Raw genomic sequence first — 18,391 nt, 5'->3', positions numbered from 1 at the left:
CCAAACCGTTCTTAATGAGAAGTTTCTATCCTTTTGTCATTCATACATCGATATCTTTTAATTTGAATATTCGGAATTTTTATTATATACCACCTCCTTAAAAAGTCAGCAATCAGTCTAAAAATAGGGGATGTCTACTGATTAGAGCGGATTGTACTAGTATTTAGCGTAACAAGGGAGCTGCTAGCATGCTTACGTCTAATCACTTTTCCGGCAGGCTTCGGAAATGTTTGGTGAAGGTCTTTTATGATTTGGCCATTCACGATGACGTAGTTAATTCCTTCAGGTGATTGTCTGGAGTTCTCATATGTTGCTTTATCAATTACGGTATCTGGATTAAAAATAACAATATCTGCAGCTAATCCTTCTCGGATAATTCCTCGATCCTGAAGACCAATGATTCTTGCAGGCTGTGAAGTCATTCGTCTAATCATATCTTCTAAAGGAAGGACCTTCTCTTCACGAACATATTTACCAAGTACGCGAGGGAATGAACCGTATGCGCGTGGATGTGGTTCTCCACCCAGTAAACCATCACTTCCAATCGTGCCAGCAGGATGGCTCATAATTTGTTTAACCGATTCCTCATTCATGACAAAATCAATCATGCCGACTGCATTTTTTTCTTCCAAAATTAGATCGAGTGCTACATTTGCGTAGTCCTCTGTATTTCGTAGTCTAGCAATCTCTTTTATATTTTTTCCGACAAGATCCTTGTTAGCGGATGACTCGACTGAAGTAATATAAATACCCTCCCAGCCCGCCCATTTCGAGATACTGTCCCAACCTGTAAAGCCTGTTTTCATTTCATTAATTATCTGGTTACGAAGATCGGGGTCGCTTAGTCTAACCAGCATATTTTCACTTCCGCCGGCATGGGCCCAAGGTGGCAAAATTGCACTTAGCATCGTACTTCCTGCCGTATATGGATATTGGTCAAAGGTGACTTCAATTCCATCATTTCTTGCCTGGTCAATCGTTTCAATGACCTTAGGTGTTTTATACCAGTTGTCTATTCCACAATTTTTTAAATGTGAAAAATGGAGATGCGCACCTGTTCGCTTCATCATATCCACAAGCTCTTGCATCGATTCAAGGATTTCGTCCCCTTCACTTCGCTGGTGGATGACAAGGGGAACGCCGTATTCTGCAAGAACTTCACAAAGTGCTTCTAGTTCTTCCATTCCCGCAAAGCAGCAGGGAGGATAAATAAGACCTGTTGATAAGCCTACAGCTCCTTGATCTAATGATTTTCTTAGAATCTCTGTCATTTGAAAAATTTCTTCATTTGTCGCTGGTCGATTATCAAGACCAATCACAGACATACGAATATTCCCATGAGGAACTAGAAAAGCAAGATTATAGCTTGGTTTATTGTTTTCTATTTTGTTTAAATAAGAATCTACATCCGACCAATCCCATTCAATAGGGGGAGTACCGTCCAATCCAGCCAGATTTTTCTGCCAGTCTTTTATATAATTTGCTGGAAGAGGGGCTGCTGCAATTCCGTCTTGGCCAAGTAAATCAGTCGTGATTCCTTGACACACCTTTGCTTCAATAAGCGGCTGATCGAGAATAAAAAGGTCTGAGTGGGTATGCATATCGATAAAACCCGGAGAAACAATGTTTTTCTCCGCATCTATGATGGTTTCAGCTGCTTCGTGTTTTAAATTTCCTATTTTGCGGATGACACCGTCCTTTATTCCAATATCTCCGTAATACCATGGTGACCCAGTTCCATCAATAATTCTTCCGTTTAGAATCAATAAATCAAACATCTTCTTTTCCTCCTAGAACAGATTGTTTAGTTTTTAAATTTGTAAAGGCTGTCATCAATGCGTAATATCCTAAAGCTGCTTTTTCTAGCTGCTCAATTTCGATATATTCATCATCGATATGTGCTAAATGTTCAAAGGAAGGTCCAAAACCAATAGTTGGAATGGCTTTTTCTCCTGCAAAATGACTTCCGTTCGTGCAAAAAGAATAGTGAGAGATAGACAGGTTTAATTGGTGATCTTTTAGAGACTGCCAAGCTGCCTGAACGAAGGGCTCTGTCTCGTCAAAAACCCAGGCCGGAAAGAATCTTTCTGCTCCAATCCTTTCCCCTGTATAGCAAAGCTCTTCTCCATAAGCAAACGAAACCTTTGCTTGAAATTGAGGATTCTCTGTTTTCCATTCGTCTATAATCATTTGTAATGGCTTTAATACCGTTTCCTTTGTTTCTCCTACTAGTAGGCGGCGATCGTATGTAGCTTTACAATAGGAAGGGACGACTGAAGCACCTGGATACGGTGTGGATTTAATATCAGTTAATTCTAATATTCCTTTACCTAGTACAGGGTGCTCAGGTACCGTTAGCTTGTTAATCCTTTGAATAAGGTCAGACATCATATAAACGGCATTTGCCCCAGCGCTAGGATTGGAGGAATGGGCTGGTTTACCAAATGTCTCTAGTACAATTTCTGCGCGGCCTCTTTGCCCACAGTTGAGCTGTAAATTGGTTGCTTCTCCTATAATGACGTAGTCAGGATTGACAATTCTACTAACCTCTCTAGTGGCAATTCCTTCAAAGCATTCTTCATGGACGCTGCAAGAAATGTAGATGGTTCCTGGGAATTCTTTATTTGTATCCTCAGCCATACAAACAGCTGCTGTTAGCATGGCACTCACTGCACCCTTCATATCAGAGGATCCTCTTCCGAATATCTTTCCATCTTTTATTTCTCCTGAGTACGGGTTAACTGACCAATTTTTTTCATTAACAGGAACGGTATCGATATGTCCGTCCAATAACACTTTCGGTCCTGGCTGACTTCCTTTAATAGACAAAATGACATTTCCGTATTTATCTGTCAGGATCTCATCGAAAACGTGGTTTTGTGCAAAATTCTTAATCACAGCTGCGACATGGTTTTCCTGTCCCGAATAGCTTTTTTGTTGGACTAAGCGTTGGCAAAGATTGACCAGTTCTGCTTTTCTTGTTTCGGTTAACATTATTTTTCGCTCCTTTAGTTTTTACTGTACGGATATTTACCTTCCCACACGATTTTTCGATAGTGCTCCGTATCGGTATCTCCTTCAGTATTAATGAGTAAAATTCGTGAATGTTGATTTAAGTCTAGATGTTGTTTAGCGGAATTTAGCCATGCTTCTTTTGCTAAACAATAGAGTAATCCAGTGGTAACTGCGCCAGACTCACCAGAGGTAATAGGGGAATCTTCTGCTAACGGGTTGCCTAAAATCCTCATGCCTAATGCGGAAATTTGATCATCACAAGTAAAGGCTACCTCTGCATAGTGTCTTAATATTTGCCAAGCTCGCTTGTTTGGTTCGCCACAAGCAAGGCCGGCCATAATAGTATTCATTTCACCGCCGACTACTTGAAAGGATTCGTCATTTGAAGCAAATGATTGATAGTAGCAATTCGCTAGATGTGGTTCAACGACAATGATTTTTGGATGCTTTTCTTGATAATATTGAATGAAAAAGGCAGCAATCCCAGCAGCAAATGAACCGACTCCTGCTTGTAAAAATACGTGGGTAGGAGGCTCTTCCGTAAAGGCCTTCATTTGTTCAACGGCTTCTTTTGCTAAAGTTGCGTATCCTTGCATAATCCATAGAGGGATTTCTTCGTAACCGTCCCATGCTGTATCTTGAACGACAACCCAGCCATTTTCGGCTGCATTGGAGGCTGCTAAACGTACTGAATCATCGTAATTGAATTCAGTGATTTCAACGATTGCTCCTTCAGATTCGATGGCTTTAAAACGATTTAAGGAAGAGCCTTTAGGCATATAAATCATTGCTTTATGTCCTAACTCCCTAGCTGCCCAGGCAATCCCTCTTCCGTGGTTTCCATCTGTTGCAGAGATAAAAGTAATTTCACCGGTGATTTTTTTAACCTCAGGAGATTTCAATTCATCGAAGGTAAGGGTCGCAATATCCCTCCCTAATCGATTGGCAAGATACTGTCCAACACCATAAATTCCTCCTAACACTTTGAAAGCATTTAATCCAAATCGTTCAGCTTCATTTTTGACAAAGATCTCCTTGAAACCGAGAGAGCCTGCTAGAGCAGATAATCGAACGAGAGGTGTCGGTGCATAAGAAGGATGAGTGATTTGGAATTTTACAACATTATTAATCTCATTTAATGAGAAGCCTGATAATACATCTAGCGAGAAAGGTTTTTTCAGTTGATTAACATGCATGTCAATGGTAAGGGTATTCGTTTGCTGCATATTGTCTCCTCCTTAATTAAGATTTGTTCCTGCAATAACCTCGATTTCAATTAGAGCATCCTTTGGAATAAGGGAAACCTCAATACAGCTTCTAGCAGGCAAAGACTCACCAAAATAAGAAGCGTAAACTTGATTAACGGTTTGAAAGTGCTCTAAGTCTTTTAGAAAATGGTTGCTATTTAAAACATGATCTAGAGAACTGGATGTTTCTTCTAGCAAGTGTTTAATATTCTCTAGCACCTGGGTGGCTTGAATGCTGATGTTTCCTTTGACTAGTTCACCGGTTAACGGATGTATCGGTAACATCCCAGATAGAAAGATGAACTTACCATAAGCAACTGCTTGTGAATAGGGGCCAATTGCTTTTAGAGCTGCATTGGACTCGATTAATTTTTTCTGCATAATGGACCTCCAAGTATTAATAATGACTTTATGATTTTTAATGCAATAATCGTGCCAACCTAATAAAAAGCGTTATACTCCATTGGGGAAGGGTACTGCATAAATTAATAGCAATGTTGGTGTACACAATCTGGTATCATTTTGATACTTTAAACACATAATTATCTTTATTTTCTGATAATTAGCGGAGTAGAAAAAAGTATCAAATTGATACTTAATTCAAGCGGTATCATTTTGATACTATAATTGATACAATTTTATTTTTCTAAATAAAGTGGCTCTACTAATTCCGAGTAGGTGACAAGCTTCTTCCACTTTTTGTCCATTTTGTTTGACTTGATCAATAGCAGCTTTAATTAACTTTTTTTCCATTTCCTCTAAAGACAAAGAAGGAAAAATTGGCATATCTGAGGTTAATTTGCTTTCTTCTTGTTTCTTTACCTTTATTTTTTTCTGAATATATTCCCCTGCATTTTCTAAGGTTATATATTCATGGGTAATAAAGTTCATGATATATTCAATAAAGTTTCGTAATTCACGAGCGTTACCTGGCCAACTGTAGGCTAATAACAATTCTCTTACATCTTGTCCAACTCCAAGAACATTGGAACGAAATTGCTGATTAAAAAGTTTAATAAAATGATGTACAAGAGCCATTATATCTTCCGGTCGATTTCGTAAGGGTGGGAGTAAAATGGGTATGACATTCAGTCGGTAAAATAAGTCTTCGCGAAATTCCTTATCTTTTACCATTTGTTGTACGTTGCGATTCGTAGCAGCAATAATGCGGACATCAATCGGTATCATCTGGTTTCCGCCAATCTGTTCAATTTCACGTTGTTGAATGACTCTCAAAATTTTCACTTGCAGGGCTTGTGGCATTTCGCCAATTTCGTCTAAGAAAATAGTTCCTTTATTTGCAATCTCAAATTTTCCCTTTTTCCCATTTTTGTTTGCACCAGTAAAAGCCCCAGGTGCATACCCAAACAATTCACTTTCTAGTAAATTTTCTGGAATTGCTCCACAATTGACAGTAATAAATGGTCCATTCCTCCGTTCACTAGAAAAATGAATGGCTCTAGCAAACTCTTCTTTTCCAGTTCCACTTTCTCCTTGAATAAAAACTGTCGAATTTGACCGTGATACCTTATATGCATAGTCTTTTAATTCCTTCATTTGTGTACTAGTGCCTACAATATTATTGAAGGCTTTTTTGTTTTCTTTATTTGAAAACTCAGCTTTTTCTTGAATATCGTCTAAATCTTGAATGACAATCATTTTTTCTATTAGCGACATAGAACCAACAAAATTCTGGCAGAAAATTAAAAACTCTTTATCATTTCCGTTTACATTAAATCGAATTTTTTGCTTGTCCCCATGATTAGCATTTTTCATGAATTTTTCAAGCTTCTGTTTTGACTCTTGCGCCATATCGTCTGGCTGATCTGCACCAATAATTATTTTTGCTTTCATATTGATATGTTCAACCGAATGGTTACTATTTAATATGATGATTCCTTGATCTACCATATTCATAATGTTATATAGCTTCTCCGTGTATCCTTTTAACTCTACCATCATTTCATACGCTTTTAACTTACTTGCAATTAAATCTGCCATTTTATTAAGGAAATGCTTCTTATCCTCTACATTGGAAAATAGTCGTTTCTTCTGCTTTTCATTAAAAGCAAGTAGACCTATAACCCCAATCATCTCGTTATTTAACTTGATTGGAGTACAAATTTCTCCCAGTTCACTACAATTTTGAAAATACGTACAGTGATGACATACTTCGTTGAAACCTGGATTTTCAATGACAATTGTTCTTCCGGTTCGAATAGCCGAGTCATAAACTAAATTGCCCTCCATTTTGCGAAGAATACCCGATCTTGTTTTCCCAGTACCCGCTACCCTGAACAAATGCTTGTCTGCAATTTCAACCTCAATCTTTAATACAGCCGCAATCGCATCAGCAATTTGTTGAACAGATTCTTGAATACCCATTAAACTCATATAAACACCAACTCTCATAAGACATCACTTTTAAAATTTACCTCTCTTAAACTATTCCATGTGCAGGGTGGAAATCCTTTGTATATAGGGTGGCACTCCATGAATTTTGTTGGGATAGGAAAGCGAGTGGGACGGTTCTCCTGGTTCGTTTTATTTTTGTAGAAAGCCAGAGTGACAGTCCCCCTGGTTTTCGTTTCTGATGATGAAGAGCCATTAAAGAAAGCCCGCATTGGGCTGCGCAGGCACGGGATCAAGCCCCGCATTACCAGCACAGTCAAGTTGGCTATAATTATAGAATGAGTAATATTTAGCAGGTGTAGGCAGAGCGCAATTGGAAGTTTTAGACGAGCGAGTTCAACAAGGAGAACGGTTTTTAATAGATATTTAGAAGCACTGGGACATATTGAAGAACTGGAATTTATGCCGGAACTTGAAGGCACATTATCCAATCGTTGGCTGACTGCCTTAACAATTGATCAAGAAATGACAGGTCTTTCCCCAATGGATATTATTAACGCCTTAGAAGAAGATAACATTGAATCCCGTCCGGTATGAGAGCCACTTCATATACAACCTTTATTTGCAGGCGCTGCATATATCCTCATCAAGAAGGAAGAAATGTTTCAGAAGATCTATTTGCTAACGGTATTTGCTTACCTTCAGGGTCGAATAAGACAGAAGAGCAACAGCAAAGGGTGATAGATAGGTTATTAGAGAATGTTAAAATGAATGACAGTATCTTTTGAGGTGCTGGCTTGTTACATTTTATGAACAAAAGAGTTAACTTTTAATTAGAATTTCATTAGATTAGGAGAGAGTGTATGTCTATTCCAGAGAATATTAAAAAGTCATCATAGTAGAAGTGCATTAATCCAGATGTAGGAAAACGGGATTGATACATTTAATCCTCTATTAAATTTGATGTAGTTTCTTTTTAATGGTAAGGATTTTCGTTATCCTCATCTATTTTTTCAAATGTTTGATAAGATTTAATTTGATCTAAATTCATCCAATATTTGATGAGAGCGGCTTCTTTATTTAATACTCTAGGAAGTTGCGGAGCGGCAACAATAGGATTTTCGCTGAGCCTAAAGCCGCTATTTAAGAAAAAGATAAACAAATTTAATTTTTCATGGGTTAGACGATGATTAGTATGAAATGCTGCATCATAAAGCATTAATTTTTCTGATTCAGAAATCAATATGTGATTGCAAATTTTATTAACAAGGGTTTGACGGTTGTACTTTATTGCGAGAAATTTATATTTGTCTGGAACAGATACACTTACTTCGTATTTTTCAAGATCTCTTTTGCTTATTCCAGTTAAATCGCTAATTTGCTTAAAGTCTAACTTACTCTCATTCTGTATTCTAATAACATACTCGTATTTTAATTTCCAGTAGACGTTTTCTAAGAAGGCGTTTTTACATAGTTCTAAAAGTCGAGAAATGGACGAATCTTCTCTTTCATCGTAAGCGTCAAATAACCCCCACCTATAAAGATGGGGGTTATTTGACGCTTACGTTTAAATTATGTTGAATTAAAAGGAAATTCAAGTCCAATATAGAAAGAGACAGATTAATGAAACCTGCCTCTTTCTATTTATAAAACATTCTTTATTGACATTTGGTTATTAAAAATTTCTTTTAACGAGTTTACAATGGCCTTTTCACCTTCGGCCGTATAAAGGCTATTTGATAGGGATAATGTGTTTACAAAGATTGAAGGTTCACCATATTTTTCTATTTTATAATGTTGACTAATATCTTTATCATATCTTGGATACAATAAGTGAATTACTGGCTGATCATATTTATGAAAGTAACCAAACATTTGGTATAAATCTTTATCACTAACACCATTTCTATGTTTATCAATATTAAGTTTCTTATATTTAGTATCAATTAATAATTGTACTTGATTCCCTTCAATCAATGCTATATCCGGTTTTAGATGGAATACACCCTTGTCATTGCTATCATATATTAAATGCTCTTTTGAGTATTGTGGTCTTAATATTAAGTTTTCATTAAAAATTTCAGAGCGATATTCATTCAGTAGCTCAAAAATATACTCTTGGAAAACCATGTTCATATCGACGGAAAATATAAAATTGCTTGATAGTTCATCATTGTCAATATTAAAAGATTGTCCTTCCAAGAACATTTTTGCTATTTTTAAAAGTTTTGAATAAGTTCCAAGTAACCTGTCTTCTCTAACTAAATTAAATGTTTCAACATTAGCATAAATATCACTTACATCAATAAAGGTATGAATAATATTTTCAGCCAGTAGTTGATTTTGACGCCAATTCGTAATCCGTGACATTAATCTGGTAGTATATTTTAAAATTTGATTCACAATATTATCTTCAGTGAATTCATCAAACTCACAAAACATTTTGTTATGAATTAAGTTTCTTTTAATGTTTTCAGTAACAAGTAGTCGTCCTTTAATATATCTAAGATTTTCTTGCTGAGTGACGTAAGTTTTGTATACACCTTTGAATAAATTTGTGTATAACTCTTGTAAAAACATGTTTATAAAAAAGTCTAAGAAAAAGCCTTCCTCACTTGCACCATATCTGGTAATATCAACATTTTTTATAGAAAGTTTTGAGGATTTATTAATCATATAATTGAGATTTTTATAAATCTCATTCTTATTAAGGTTATTATCCTCTTTTTTTGAAGAATCATATATTTTAGGTAAAACTTCAATGAAAGTGTCCTTGATTTTAATAACACCTACAAAATTTTTAAATGATATACTGCTGAGTTTAAACTCAACTATTCCAGTATACTTATCATTAAATAAATTTTCTAATTCTTTTATCTTCTTAAAAGCCATTGGGTCCCTAATATCGCCAACAATAGAGTCATATGAAATTTCGGAGTATTCGTAGGTTGTTAGTACTTTCATTTTTATAATTCCTTTGAGGCAATTGTTTCAATTGTTTTTAATAAATCTTCGTTCGAAATTTCATAGTTGATACTGAATGAGAATCGTTGATCACTATCAAGAACTAGAGAGCCTAAGACATCGGTAATAGTTTTTGGATTTGTATAGAAATACTCTTGAAGCAAAGGTAAAATCTGATAAACCCAAATATATTTAATTTCATCATCTAATTCACTTTCATTTTTATTTAGCAAACTGAAGAAATAACTGTTACCGATCATATGCTCTTTATCGATAACTTTTTTAATGTAACCGTTAATATTTTTTATTGCTTTGATTGTATTCTCAATCTTTTCATTAGTTTGCTCAAAGAATGTAAAGTTAGGAGTTATTTCAAAGAATGAGAATCTTCTTCTTAACGCAATATCTATTAGTGCAACAGAACGATCAGAAGTGTTCATAGTGCCAATAATGTAAAGATTCTTTGGAACAGTGAAATACTCCTTTGAATATGGAAGTTTAACACTAGTCTCTTCACTTTCATTTTCTCTTTTGGACTTCTCTATTAAGGTAATAAGTTCCCCAAAAATTTTAGAGACGTTGCCCCGATTTATCTCGTCAATGAATAATGCGACTTTCTTTTCGCTATTGTTCCTTGCATATTCAGATATATTTCTAAATATTCCTTTTTCAATAATGTAAGTAAGTTGTCCTAAATTTTGATCTACTTTAGCCGTTATCCCTTCAACGAATTGTTCATATGAGTATGATTGATGAAATGTAATAATCTCGCTAAAATCAAAATATTTTTTTAATTGGTTTACATAGTATGTTTTTCCAGTTCCAGGTGGTCCATAAAGTATTAGATTAGGGTTACGTTCTAATAAGTTAATAATTTTGTTTAATGTTGGACTTTCATATAAACTATTCGTTTCTCTTGTCAATGAATTTTGGCTGTCTGTTTCTGTTATTGTTACATGGGTGGGCTCGACTTTATTTATAATTGTTAAACCTTCAAAATTATCCAATTGATATTTGGAACTATCACGATCTTTGATTCCTAATACAATGTATTTGGGTTGTTTGTAATACTTAAGGAATATTATGTAATCACCTGTATACAATTGCTTTCTGAAATTAACAAAATTATTATCGTCCTCTCTTATATATGAGACCTCTATTTGTTGTGTATTATCGCTTCTTCTACTTCTAGCAGTTGTTGTATAACTTTCAATTATTTTATCTTCCTCCTCAATTTTTTCTCCTGCAAGGTAGTTCATATTATTTGATAACAAGGTTATTGGTAATTCTAAGACGTACCTTCTTTTGAAGTTAGTTTCTGGTTGAGGTGAGTCTAAATAACTATAATTATGTAAATATGGGAATATGTCCATATCTTTTCCAGTAAAAGCAAGATGGGTTTGTTTTGTGGAAGTTCCATGTGTTAAAGTTTGGGATTTTGCTAGTTTTTTTATAAGTACGGAATCAAATGAAGTATTTGGTTGTTCAAGATTAACTCCTAAAGATTCCTCACTGATATTTTGGTCATAAAAGATTTTTGAAATTTGATGTAGCACCTGTTCCATCCTTGACATTAATTTCACCTCTGTATGAAAAAGTAACTGATGTATAAAGGATATCAAATATTTGATAGGTATTCATCATTAAAAATATTTATAGTTTAAACCCTGATATAAACATGATATAATCCTTGTACAGAACATGTGTTTTGAGGAGGTCTATATGAATTCTATTATTAACAAAGGTGGAAGGCCTCGTGGAAGAAAGAAGACATCCAAAATTGAGATTTTGCTTGAACCTGAGGTTAAAGATCAATTTATGAATTGTTTAAAAACACAAGGAAAATGTGCTTCCGTTGAAATTGGAAGTTGGATAAAAGAATATATCCGAAAAAATATGGACTCAAAAAGTAATATTAGTGGAGGCATATAAAATGTACAAAGTTGTTTCTTTATTTAGTGGGTGCGGTGGATTGGATTATGGATTTTTAAAGGCTGGATTTGACATTATTTGGGCAAATGATAATGATAAATTTGCAGTGCAAAGTTACAGAGAAAATATTGGTGACCATATCATCTTGGAAGATTTGAATAACATAGATTTAGACTCAATACCTAATCATGATGTCCTCTTAGCAGGATTCCCATGTCAACCCTTTAGTATGATGGGAAGTGAATTAGGTTTTGAGGATGCAAGAGGCACACTTTTTTTTAGAATAGCAGAAATTATTCAAGATAAAATAGAGAAAAACCAAAAACCAAAAGTTATTGTTCTTGAAAATGTTAGAACTCTTAGAACTCATGATGGAGGAAACACTTATAGAGTAATTAAGCACGTACTTGAAAATGAATTAGGCTATAAAGTCTTTGATACGGTTTTAAACAGTGCTAATTATGGTGTACCTCAAACAAGAAATAGAACCTTTATTGTAGGATTCAGTGATCATAATGTTGAATTCAAGTTTCCAGATCCTATTCCTTTAGAAAATACCATGCAGGATTTATTAGAAAAAAATGTTCCTGAAAAATATTTTCTATCAGAGAAAATTTTAAAAACAGTTTTGTCTACTGGAACGAAAAACTATTATGCCGAACCGGAAATAGACTTAAAGATTGCTAGACCACTTTGTGCAACTATGGCAAAAATGCATAGAGCTAGTCAAGACAATTATGTTACTGATAATGGAAGAGTAAGAAGATTGACCCCAAGGGAATGCGCTAGACTACAGGGTTTTCCAGATGATTTCAAAATTGTTGTGTCAGATACACAAGCATATAAGCAATTTGGAAATGCTGTTACGGTTAATGTTGCTTACTACGTTGCAATGAGTATTTTAGAGTCTCTTCATAGTCATAAACAAAATAAAAATGAGGAGTTTAAGTATGCTTTCACAAAATAAATCAATTGATAACCTAACAAGAAAAGAATTAATTAATGATCTTAAAGACATAATGACAATCCTTAACTTCCATTACGAACAGAATAATGCTCAGTTATCTTTTGAACATTTATATTCTTACGTTATAGATAGAATCGGTTTATTAACAAAAAATGATTTAGAGGAGATAAAAAAACTTTTTAAAAAAATACCTAATTTTTCATATGAAGATTTTGTTAAACAGATTGAATACTTATCGCAAGATGTATGTAAAACAGATGAACCAAATTGTGAGCAGTGTCCTATAAACAATTATTGTAGTTATTTCCGTGAAGTGAAAGTTAGTGAGTATAAAGAATATGATGGCCCTTTGTTGATTGATTTGTTTTGTGGTGCAGGAGGAATGTCTTTAGGATTTAAACAAGAGGGTTTTAAAATTGTATTAGCAAATGATATTGAAAAAAGTTGTATCGATACTTATGTTCATAACCACCCGGAAATTCCAAGGGATAAAATCATTCACGGTGATATACAGGATTTAGTATCTACATTAGATAGTGACCTAATTGGTAATCAAAAAGTAGATGTTGTAATAGGGGGACCTCCTTGTCAAGGATTTAGTAATGCTAACAGACAACGGTTAATTGATGATCCTAGAAATAAACTGTATAAATATTATGTTGAGTTTGTAGGTAAAGTTAAACCGAAGTTCTTTGTTATGGAAAATGTAAGGGGAATGTACTCTATTGCAGAGCAAGTTGTCGAGGACTTTAATAGTATTGGCTACGAGGTTCATTTTGAAATCCTTAATGCTGTAGATTTTGGAGTTCCACAAAATAGGGAGAGACTAATATTTATAGGTAATAATATTGGAGTGGATAATAAAAAAATCTTTGAAGAAATACATGCTTCAAATCAATATAAAGATAAAACGGTATTAAAGGATGCTTTATATGGATTAAGAGAATTAGAGGCTCTTAGAATTAAAAATGCTACAGAAGAGGACACAGAAGAGTCGGGTAGAAAGATTGATAGAAATCCTTATTTTAATCGTGAGAATGCATATACAAATATTATAAATGAGGGCAGGAAGATTAAATTAGTATTTAATCATAAAGCAAGGTATAACAATGATAGAGACATTGAGATATTTGGACGACTTTATCAAGGTGATAAATCTGATGATCCTAAAATTGCAGATATAATGCCCTACAAAAATAGAAACCACATATTTAAGGACAAGTATTTTAAACTTGAAAATGACAAACCTTGCAAAACTATTACTGCTCATATGAAATTTGATTGTAATATGTACATTCATCCTACTCAAGCAAGAGGGTTAACTCCAAGAGAGGCAGCCAGGGTACAATCCTATCCTGATGACTATTATTTTAAAGGTCCTTACACAAAAACATATATGCAGATTGGAAACTCAGTCCCCCCATTAATGAGTAGAGGTATTGCACAAATATTGAAGAATTATGTGAAAGTGAAATCTAATGAACTCCAGTTTACAACATAGATCTTTTATACTTTTTTATCTCACTTTGTACTGTCGAGAGTAGATTTATTTCTACTCTAATTTTTTTGGATCCAAACGCAAAAGTTAAACAAAAAGGGCGTAGTAATTACGTCCTTTTATTACATTCATATAGCATTTCGACTAGTTGATTGCGATCTATTAAACGTACATTATTTGCAATAGCTAACTGTTTAGCTTGATTGGTAAAGTAACGATTAGTAATTACAATACCTTTCTTAGCTTTATATAGTGCTAGTGCCCCGACTACTTCTTGAATAGCTTTAACTCCAACTTTTTTATTTTCACCGTAACACTTCGCCTGGACAATAGATTTTACACCTTTTTTGTGCAATATTAAGTCAGCCCCAAATTCACCGCTACCTTTTGTTACTTCAGCTTTGTAACCGTATTTTTCGAATAATGGTGCTAGAAAGTGTTCAAATTCATGTCCATTTAAACAATCAACATCCTCAATGTTTGATATTACATACCGGTGATTTTTTACGAAACGTGTAAAGGCTTTACTTAAATAATAAAATAGTGGAACGATAATGCTTAACGTTACTATTCCTCCAATTACTTCGCTATATCTTTCAGCAGTTGCAACAACCATTAGTAATAAATATCCAACTAGAAATGTCGGAACCAATGCCGTCAAGGATCTACTAGACTTTCTGCCTCTACGATAATACCTTTTATATCTACGTCTTTTTGCCATTTTAATCACCGTTGCTTTTTTTTAATAGTATTTCCAACTGTGTATTAATAATTGCTTACCCAAACAATTATTAGGTACATTTTGGTTAGTTGTTTCTTAATAAGAATAACAAATCTGTTATGTTAAATATTTATCCAGTAAAAATGCATTTATAGTTAATGGTTTTAGATAACCAGATTATTAATGAGCGATCATTGTATTAGATGTTGATTAAAAAATTTAATAAGTAATAATTGGTAATCTCATTTTGTTTTATACATAGGTTTCAGAATTTATAAACTATCTATGAGTGCCTGCCAAAAAGAAATTTTATAAATAAACGTAAATATTCCATTTAAAGGATATTTCTATTTCATTTTTTTTAAAACTCTTTATACATGCGTGAATCCCCTTACTACGTTAAAGTAGCGAGGCACATTATAACTTTCATATCCATATAAAGTATTCATGTGAGCAGCATAAAATGGGTTTAGTAAATATTTAAGCAAATTCTCATACTTCTTCTAATTGAACTTCTTTTTATATAACATTAAAACATTAAAGAAATCCTCAGCTTTCTCTACTTTTAAAACCTCATAGAAAAAAAGACTTTAGTAAGCGTCAAATAAATAACCCCCACCTATAAAGATGAGGGTTAGCTGGTTATAATCTAGGTATTCTTTTTAAACACTTTATGATGTTAGACTCAAAAGTAGACACAGTTTATTATAAAACTAATTTATAATAATGAGGTGTGTCTAATGAGTAGACAAGTATTTGATGAAGATTTTAAGAGAAGTACGGTTCAAATGATGATTGAACAGAACAAACCAGTTGCCCAAGCAGCCAGAGAGCTAGATATCAACCCGAATACCCTTCATAACTGGAAAAAGAAATTTTCATCAGAATTTATCCGTGAGTCCTTACCACAAATGACGGAAGATCAACAACTTCGAGCCTTTCAAAAACGCATTCGAGACTTAGAGGAGGAAAACGCCATACTAAAAAGGCTATGCACTTCTTCGCGAAAGACCATCGGTAAAATACTCATTTATTCATGAGCATCGCTTCGAATTCCGAGTGGAGAAGATGTGCAAAGTGTTGAAAGTTTCTAGAAGCGGCTATTATAAGTGGCGAGATCGTCCAGAAAGTGAGCGTACCAAGAGGCATAAAACGTTGGTCCGTCTAGTTAAAAAATCGTTTTTAGGATCTAGAGAGCTATATGGAAGTCCCAAAATTGCGAAAGATCTTGTAAGGAATGGAACTCCTGTTTGCCAAAAAACAGTGGCGAGAATCATGAAAGAAGAGGGCCTGAGATCTAAGACCATTAAGAAATATAAGGCTACGACAAATTCAAAACACTCGCTTCCAGTCTTTGAAAACAAATTAAATCTAGAATTTAAAGTGGATCAACCGAACAAAGTCTGGCTAGCTGATATTACTTATATCCCGACTGCGGAAGGATGGCTCTATTTGGCAAGCGTTATGGATTTATATTCTCGTAAGATTATAGGTTGGTCGTTTGACAAAACTATGACAAAGGAATTGGTCATACAAGCTCTAAAAGAGCATACAATCGGCAACAACCGCCAAAGGAATCTGTTCTCCATCACTCTGATCGAGGAAGCCAGTACTGTTCGTTAGCTTTTTACAGTTCAATTGGCCAATTACCTTCATCACTCCATCTTGCAGAAGAGGAAGAAAAACTAAATGAAATATCGGTTAGTGAAAATGAAATGTTATCTACATTAGTACTACTCCAAGTGTGAGCATACTCAGTAGATATCTCAACTGTATCACCACTACCGGTGTTAGGGTTCTCAAATTTGAAGTAAATTGTTGCTATTCCGCTGCCGGAGTTGTAGGTTTTTACACTACCACCGGTAGATGTTTGGTCATAAGAAATTTTGTCTTGCCATTTCCATCCCCAGCCATTATCAGCTTCAGATTTGTCATTATATACTGTACCAGGGGTTGATTCTTTCCCACTATAACTCCAGTAAGTTCTTAGTTTATAACTATAAATGTCAATATCTTCATCCAAGATTACCGCAAAACCATCAAGTTTTCCTACATCACCGCTACCTGATCTATCATTGGCCCAATTGGAATTTTTCCAATCCCAATCTCCTCTTGCCACCCACTGTGACGGATTAAATACATCTAAGTAGATGGTACCTGACATAGTAAGGTCAGATGCAGTTGAAGCAGCAGTTGCTACAAGTCCGGAATTAGGATTCGTTTTCCCAACTTTTTTGAGACCAATATTTTTTTCCGTATTATTTTCTAGATCATAAAGTTCATCTTGTAACGTAGCTAATTCTTTGCTTAAATTTTCATCATCTTCTGTTTTAATTCTATTTTCTAATGCATTAATTTTTGATTTTAACTCTGCAATTTTCGCAAAATATGCATCTATTTCTGCAGCGCGTTTATCAAACTTCTCTTTTTCTTCTTTTGATAATTTTTCTTTGTCTACCAATCCATCGTTATTGGAATCTACCCATTTACTTTTTTCTTTTACTTCTGCTGAAGCGGGAGAGGAAAAGTTTAGAGCAAATACACTAAAAGCAATCGCAATAGTCGAAAGCAAAAATTTACTTTTTTTCAACACTATCAACTCCTAAAAAAAAATATAAAATATGCGCATATTTATATAAAATATAACATATTTGGTAAAATATTCAATATAACAACAAAAAAATGGTAGATTTGTCCCAAATTACTAATTAGTGGTAATAGGATAATCAAATCATGTTATAATTCACATAAAAAAATAAGGAGAAGTGGACATGGAAAATATAGGTTTCATGATATTTTTGTTGGGATTAAGTGCTTTTGTTCTTTATTTCATTATTGAAACGGCTGTTAGAAGAGGAATCGATAGTTCGAAACTAAGTGAAAATATTGAAGAATTCATAAAGAAAAAAGAAAGTAAGCCCTAATTTTTCGACAACCTTTAGCATCGTTTTCTGTCTTATGAAGAAGCTAGATGATAAAAAAACAACATAGAAAGGTCGAAATCAGTAGTGGTAAAATATTATCAATTCGGAAGCACCAAATTTCTAGGCAACTAGTGAGTTGGTGCTTTTTGCTTTTTTAAAAATGTTTATCGTTATATAAAGAAACCCAAAGGAGGACGAACAATGTTGGGTAATCAACGAGCTGTAGGAAGAAAAAAAGCAAATGTAGGGGATCAAATCCAGTTTTTTAGGAGAGGTATCTTAATGAGTGGGATAGTGTATGTGGTAAGAGATAATAGTGTTTGTGTTGAAATTTCAAGATATGATGCAACACGATCAGATTTAGAGAATAATACTACAGTAGTTGCACACGGAAAAAGGGAAAAGGGGAAAAGGAGACTAGCAGCCATGAGTAAATAGTTCAGATAGTATTGGTTCTATCTTTCTTCCTTTCTTCTTTGGTTGTTTTCTTCGTTTGTATCAATATTACTTACTTCCCTTCTGTTAGTACATATAGAACTAAAGATGATAGAGTGTTTGTTTTTAACCCTATGGAAACATATGTTTTAACATTAATCTTTTTTAATTCCATAATTAAAAAAGATTAATCTTTATGGTAGTGTCAAAAGTTCTATGAAAAACTAGTTCTAGGCATCTCCGCCAGGATTTCAGGAATAGCCAAGTCCGCAATCGCTCTTGACAAACAGTCGAAAAAGGTTGCGATACGGCCATCAAGGGCGAAGGGAACAAAAG

At 34.3% G+C, this 18,391-nt stretch carries 17 protein-coding genes and 1 pseudogene; 8 read left to right on the top strand and 10 right to left on the bottom strand.

The window, feature by feature from the left end; all coding sequences use genetic code 11:
• Positions 1–134: 134 nt before the first annotated feature.
• From GD441_RS12635 to GD441_RS12615, 5 genes are all read right to left on the bottom strand, one after another.
• On the bottom strand, positions 135–1,778 hold the full coding sequence (locus GD441_RS12635) for an N-acyl-D-amino-acid deacylase family protein (RefSeq protein WP_153126794.1): 1,644 nt from the start codon (positions 1,776–1,778) through the stop codon (positions 135–137).
• Positions 1,771–2,994: a YgeY family selenium metabolism-linked hydrolase gene (locus tag GD441_RS12630; protein WP_153126793.1), complete on the bottom strand. Its 1,224-nt coding sequence runs from the start codon at positions 2,992–2,994 to the stop codon at positions 1,771–1,773. The genes GD441_RS12635 and GD441_RS12630 overlap by 8 nt, the downstream gene beginning before the upstream one ends.
• A gap of 14 nt (positions 2,995–3,008) precedes the next feature.
• Complete coding sequence (gene dpaL / locus GD441_RS12625) at positions 3,009–4,241, bottom strand: diaminopropionate ammonia-lyase (protein WP_225434229.1); 1,233 nt, start codon at positions 4,239–4,241, stop codon at positions 3,009–3,011.
• A gap of 12 nt (positions 4,242–4,253) precedes the next feature.
• Positions 4,254–4,643 (bottom strand): Rid family detoxifying hydrolase, encoded by a 390-nt coding sequence (locus tag GD441_RS12620; RefSeq protein ID WP_153126792.1) that lies wholly within the window; start codon positions 4,641–4,643, stop codon positions 4,254–4,256.
• Positions 4,644–4,883: 240 nt separating this feature from the next.
• Positions 4,884–6,674 carry a sigma-54-dependent Fis family transcriptional regulator gene (locus tag GD441_RS12615; RefSeq protein ID WP_153126791.1) on the bottom strand — a complete coding sequence of 597 codons (1,791 nt, stop codon included), beginning with the start codon at positions 6,672–6,674 and terminating at the stop codon, positions 4,884–4,886.
• A 168-nt stretch (positions 6,675–6,842) separates the two neighbouring features.
• Here GD441_RS12615 and GD441_RS17255 point away from each other — a divergent pair.
• Positions 6,843–7,402, top strand: a pseudogene (locus GD441_RS17255) (DegT/DnrJ/EryC1/StrS family aminotransferase); the annotation flags it as partial.
• A gap of 188 nt (positions 7,403–7,590) precedes the next feature.
• On the opposite strand, the gene GD441_RS12610 reads toward GD441_RS17255, so the two are convergent.
• The 3 genes from GD441_RS12610 to GD441_RS12600 all read right to left on the bottom strand — a co-directional run bounded on the left by GD441_RS12610 (position 7,591) and on the right by GD441_RS12600 (position 11,134).
• Positions 7,591–7,833 carry a hypothetical protein gene (locus GD441_RS12610; protein ID WP_153126790.1) on the bottom strand — a complete coding sequence of 81 codons (243 nt, stop codon included), beginning with the start codon at positions 7,831–7,833 and terminating at the stop codon, positions 7,591–7,593.
• A 425-nt stretch (positions 7,834–8,258) separates the two neighbouring features.
• Positions 8,259–9,578: an McrC family protein gene (locus tag GD441_RS12605; protein ID WP_153126789.1), complete on the bottom strand. Its 1,320-nt coding sequence runs from the start codon at positions 9,576–9,578 to the stop codon at positions 8,259–8,261.
• A gap of 2 nt (positions 9,579–9,580) precedes the next feature.
• The gene (locus GD441_RS12600; RefSeq protein ID WP_191992186.1) at positions 9,581–11,134 is read right to left on the bottom strand and encodes an McrB family protein; all 1,554 of its coding nucleotides are present in this window, start codon (positions 11,132–11,134) and stop codon (positions 9,581–9,583) included.
• Between the two features lie 166 nt (positions 11,135–11,300).
• Here GD441_RS12600 and GD441_RS12595 point away from each other — a divergent pair, with 166 nt between their 5' ends.
• From GD441_RS12595 to GD441_RS12585, 3 genes are read left to right on the top strand one after another with little or no spacing between them, the layout of a single operon-like run.
• The gene (locus GD441_RS12595) at positions 11,301–11,510 is read left to right on the top strand and encodes an antitoxin (protein ID WP_153126787.1); all 210 of its coding nucleotides are present in this window, start codon (positions 11,301–11,303) and stop codon (positions 11,508–11,510) included.
• Position 11,511: 1 nt separating this feature from the next.
• Positions 11,512–12,477 carry a DNA cytosine methyltransferase gene (locus GD441_RS12590; RefSeq protein WP_153126786.1) on the top strand — a complete coding sequence of 322 codons (966 nt, stop codon included), beginning with the start codon at positions 11,512–11,514 and terminating at the stop codon, positions 12,475–12,477.
• Positions 12,461–13,978: a DNA (cytosine-5-)-methyltransferase gene (locus GD441_RS12585; RefSeq protein WP_225434228.1), complete on the top strand. Its 1,518-nt coding sequence runs from the start codon at positions 12,461–12,463 to the stop codon at positions 13,976–13,978. Before GD441_RS12590 ends, GD441_RS12585 begins: the two co-directional genes overlap by 17 nt.
• A 106-nt stretch (positions 13,979–14,084) precedes the next feature.
• Here the strand turns inward: GD441_RS12585 and GD441_RS12580 are convergent, their stop codons facing one another.
• Positions 14,085–14,591 carry a restriction endonuclease gene (locus tag GD441_RS12580; protein WP_225434227.1) on the bottom strand — a complete coding sequence of 169 codons (507 nt, stop codon included), beginning with the start codon at positions 14,589–14,591 and terminating at the stop codon, positions 14,085–14,087.
• Between the two features lie 845 nt (positions 14,592–15,436).
• Here GD441_RS12580 and GD441_RS12575 point away from each other — a divergent pair.
• Both GD441_RS12575 and GD441_RS12570 read left to right on the top strand, forming a co-directional pair.
• Positions 15,437–15,736, top strand: a complete 300-nt coding sequence (locus GD441_RS12575; RefSeq protein WP_153126784.1) for a transposase — start codon at positions 15,437–15,439, stop codon at positions 15,734–15,736.
• Positions 15,729–16,319 (top strand): IS3 family transposase, encoded by a 591-nt coding sequence (locus GD441_RS12570; RefSeq protein ID WP_153126783.1) that lies wholly within the window; start codon positions 15,729–15,731, stop codon positions 16,317–16,319. Before GD441_RS12575 ends, GD441_RS12570 begins: the two co-directional genes overlap by 8 nt.
• Positions 16,320–16,323: 4 nt before the next feature.
• On the opposite strand, the gene GD441_RS12565 is transcribed toward GD441_RS12570, so the two are convergent.
• Complete coding sequence (locus tag GD441_RS12565; RefSeq protein ID WP_153126782.1) at positions 16,324–17,286, bottom strand: hypothetical protein; 963 nt, start codon at positions 17,284–17,286, stop codon at positions 16,324–16,326.
• A gap of 181 nt (positions 17,287–17,467) precedes the next feature.
• Between GD441_RS12565 and GD441_RS12560 the strand changes: the two genes are divergently transcribed.
• The gene (locus tag GD441_RS12560; protein WP_153126781.1) at positions 17,468–17,620 is read left to right on the top strand and encodes a hypothetical protein; all 153 of its coding nucleotides are present in this window, start codon (positions 17,468–17,470) and stop codon (positions 17,618–17,620) included.
• Between the two features lie 201 nt (positions 17,621–17,821).
• Complete coding sequence (locus GD441_RS12555) at positions 17,822–18,058, top strand: DUF2187 family protein (RefSeq protein WP_153126780.1); 237 nt, start codon at positions 17,822–17,824, stop codon at positions 18,056–18,058.
• Positions 18,059–18,391: the final 333 nt, after the last annotated feature.

Origin of the sequence: Peribacillus tepidiphilus (assembly GCF_009466385.1) — a bacterium.
Taxonomy (GTDB): Bacteria; Bacillota; Bacilli; order Bacillales; family DSM-1321; genus Bacillus_BN; species Bacillus_BN tepidiphilus.
Note: the sequence above shows the minus strand (reverse complement) of the source record. Positions and strands in the feature narration are given on the sequence as shown.

What these genes read in the sequence shown, in the direction of transcription:
- GD441_RS12635 (WP_153126794.1), bottom strand. Translation starts at nt 1,778, where the DNA reads ATGTTTGATTTATTGATTCTAAACGGAAGAATTATTGATGGAACTGGG.
- GD441_RS12630 (WP_153126793.1), bottom strand. Translation starts at nt 2,994, where the DNA reads ATGTTAACCGAAACAAGAAAAGCAGAACTGGTCAATCTTTGCCAACGC.
- dpaL (WP_225434229.1), bottom strand. Translation starts at nt 4,241, where the DNA reads ATGCAGCAAACGAATACCCTTACCATTGACATGCATGTTAATCAACTG.
- GD441_RS12620 (WP_153126792.1), bottom strand. Translation starts at nt 4,643, where the DNA reads ATGCAGAAAAAATTAATCGAGTCCAATGCAGCTCTAAAAGCAATTGGC.
- GD441_RS12615 (WP_153126791.1), bottom strand. Translation starts at nt 6,674, where the DNA reads ATGAGAGTTGGTGTTTATATGAGTTTAATGGGTATTCAAGAATCTGTT.
- GD441_RS12610 (WP_153126790.1), bottom strand. Translation starts at nt 7,833, where the DNA reads ATGCTTTATGATGCAGCATTTCATACTAATCATCGTCTAACCCATGAA.
- GD441_RS12605 (WP_153126789.1), bottom strand. Translation starts at nt 9,578, where the DNA reads ATGAAAGTACTAACAACCTACGAATACTCCGAAATTTCATATGACTCT.
- GD441_RS12595 (WP_153126787.1), top strand. Translation starts at nt 11,301, where the DNA reads ATGAATTCTATTATTAACAAAGGTGGAAGGCCTCGTGGAAGAAAGAAG.
- GD441_RS12590 (WP_153126786.1), top strand. Translation starts at nt 11,512, where the DNA reads ATGTACAAAGTTGTTTCTTTATTTAGTGGGTGCGGTGGATTGGATTAT.
- GD441_RS12585 (WP_225434228.1), top strand. Translation starts at nt 12,461, where the DNA reads ATGCTTTCACAAAATAAATCAATTGATAACCTAACAAGAAAAGAATTA.
- GD441_RS12580 (WP_225434227.1), bottom strand. Translation starts at nt 14,591, where the DNA reads ATGGTTGTTGCAACTGCTGAAAGATATAGCGAAGTAATTGGAGGAATA.
- GD441_RS12575 (WP_153126784.1), top strand. Translation starts at nt 15,437, where the DNA reads ATGAGTAGACAAGTATTTGATGAAGATTTTAAGAGAAGTACGGTTCAA.
- GD441_RS12560 (WP_153126781.1), top strand. Translation starts at nt 17,468, where the DNA reads ATGGAAAATATAGGTTTCATGATATTTTTGTTGGGATTAAGTGCTTTT.
- GD441_RS12555 (WP_153126780.1), top strand. Translation starts at nt 17,822, where the DNA reads ATGTTGGGTAATCAACGAGCTGTAGGAAGAAAAAAAGCAAATGTAGGG.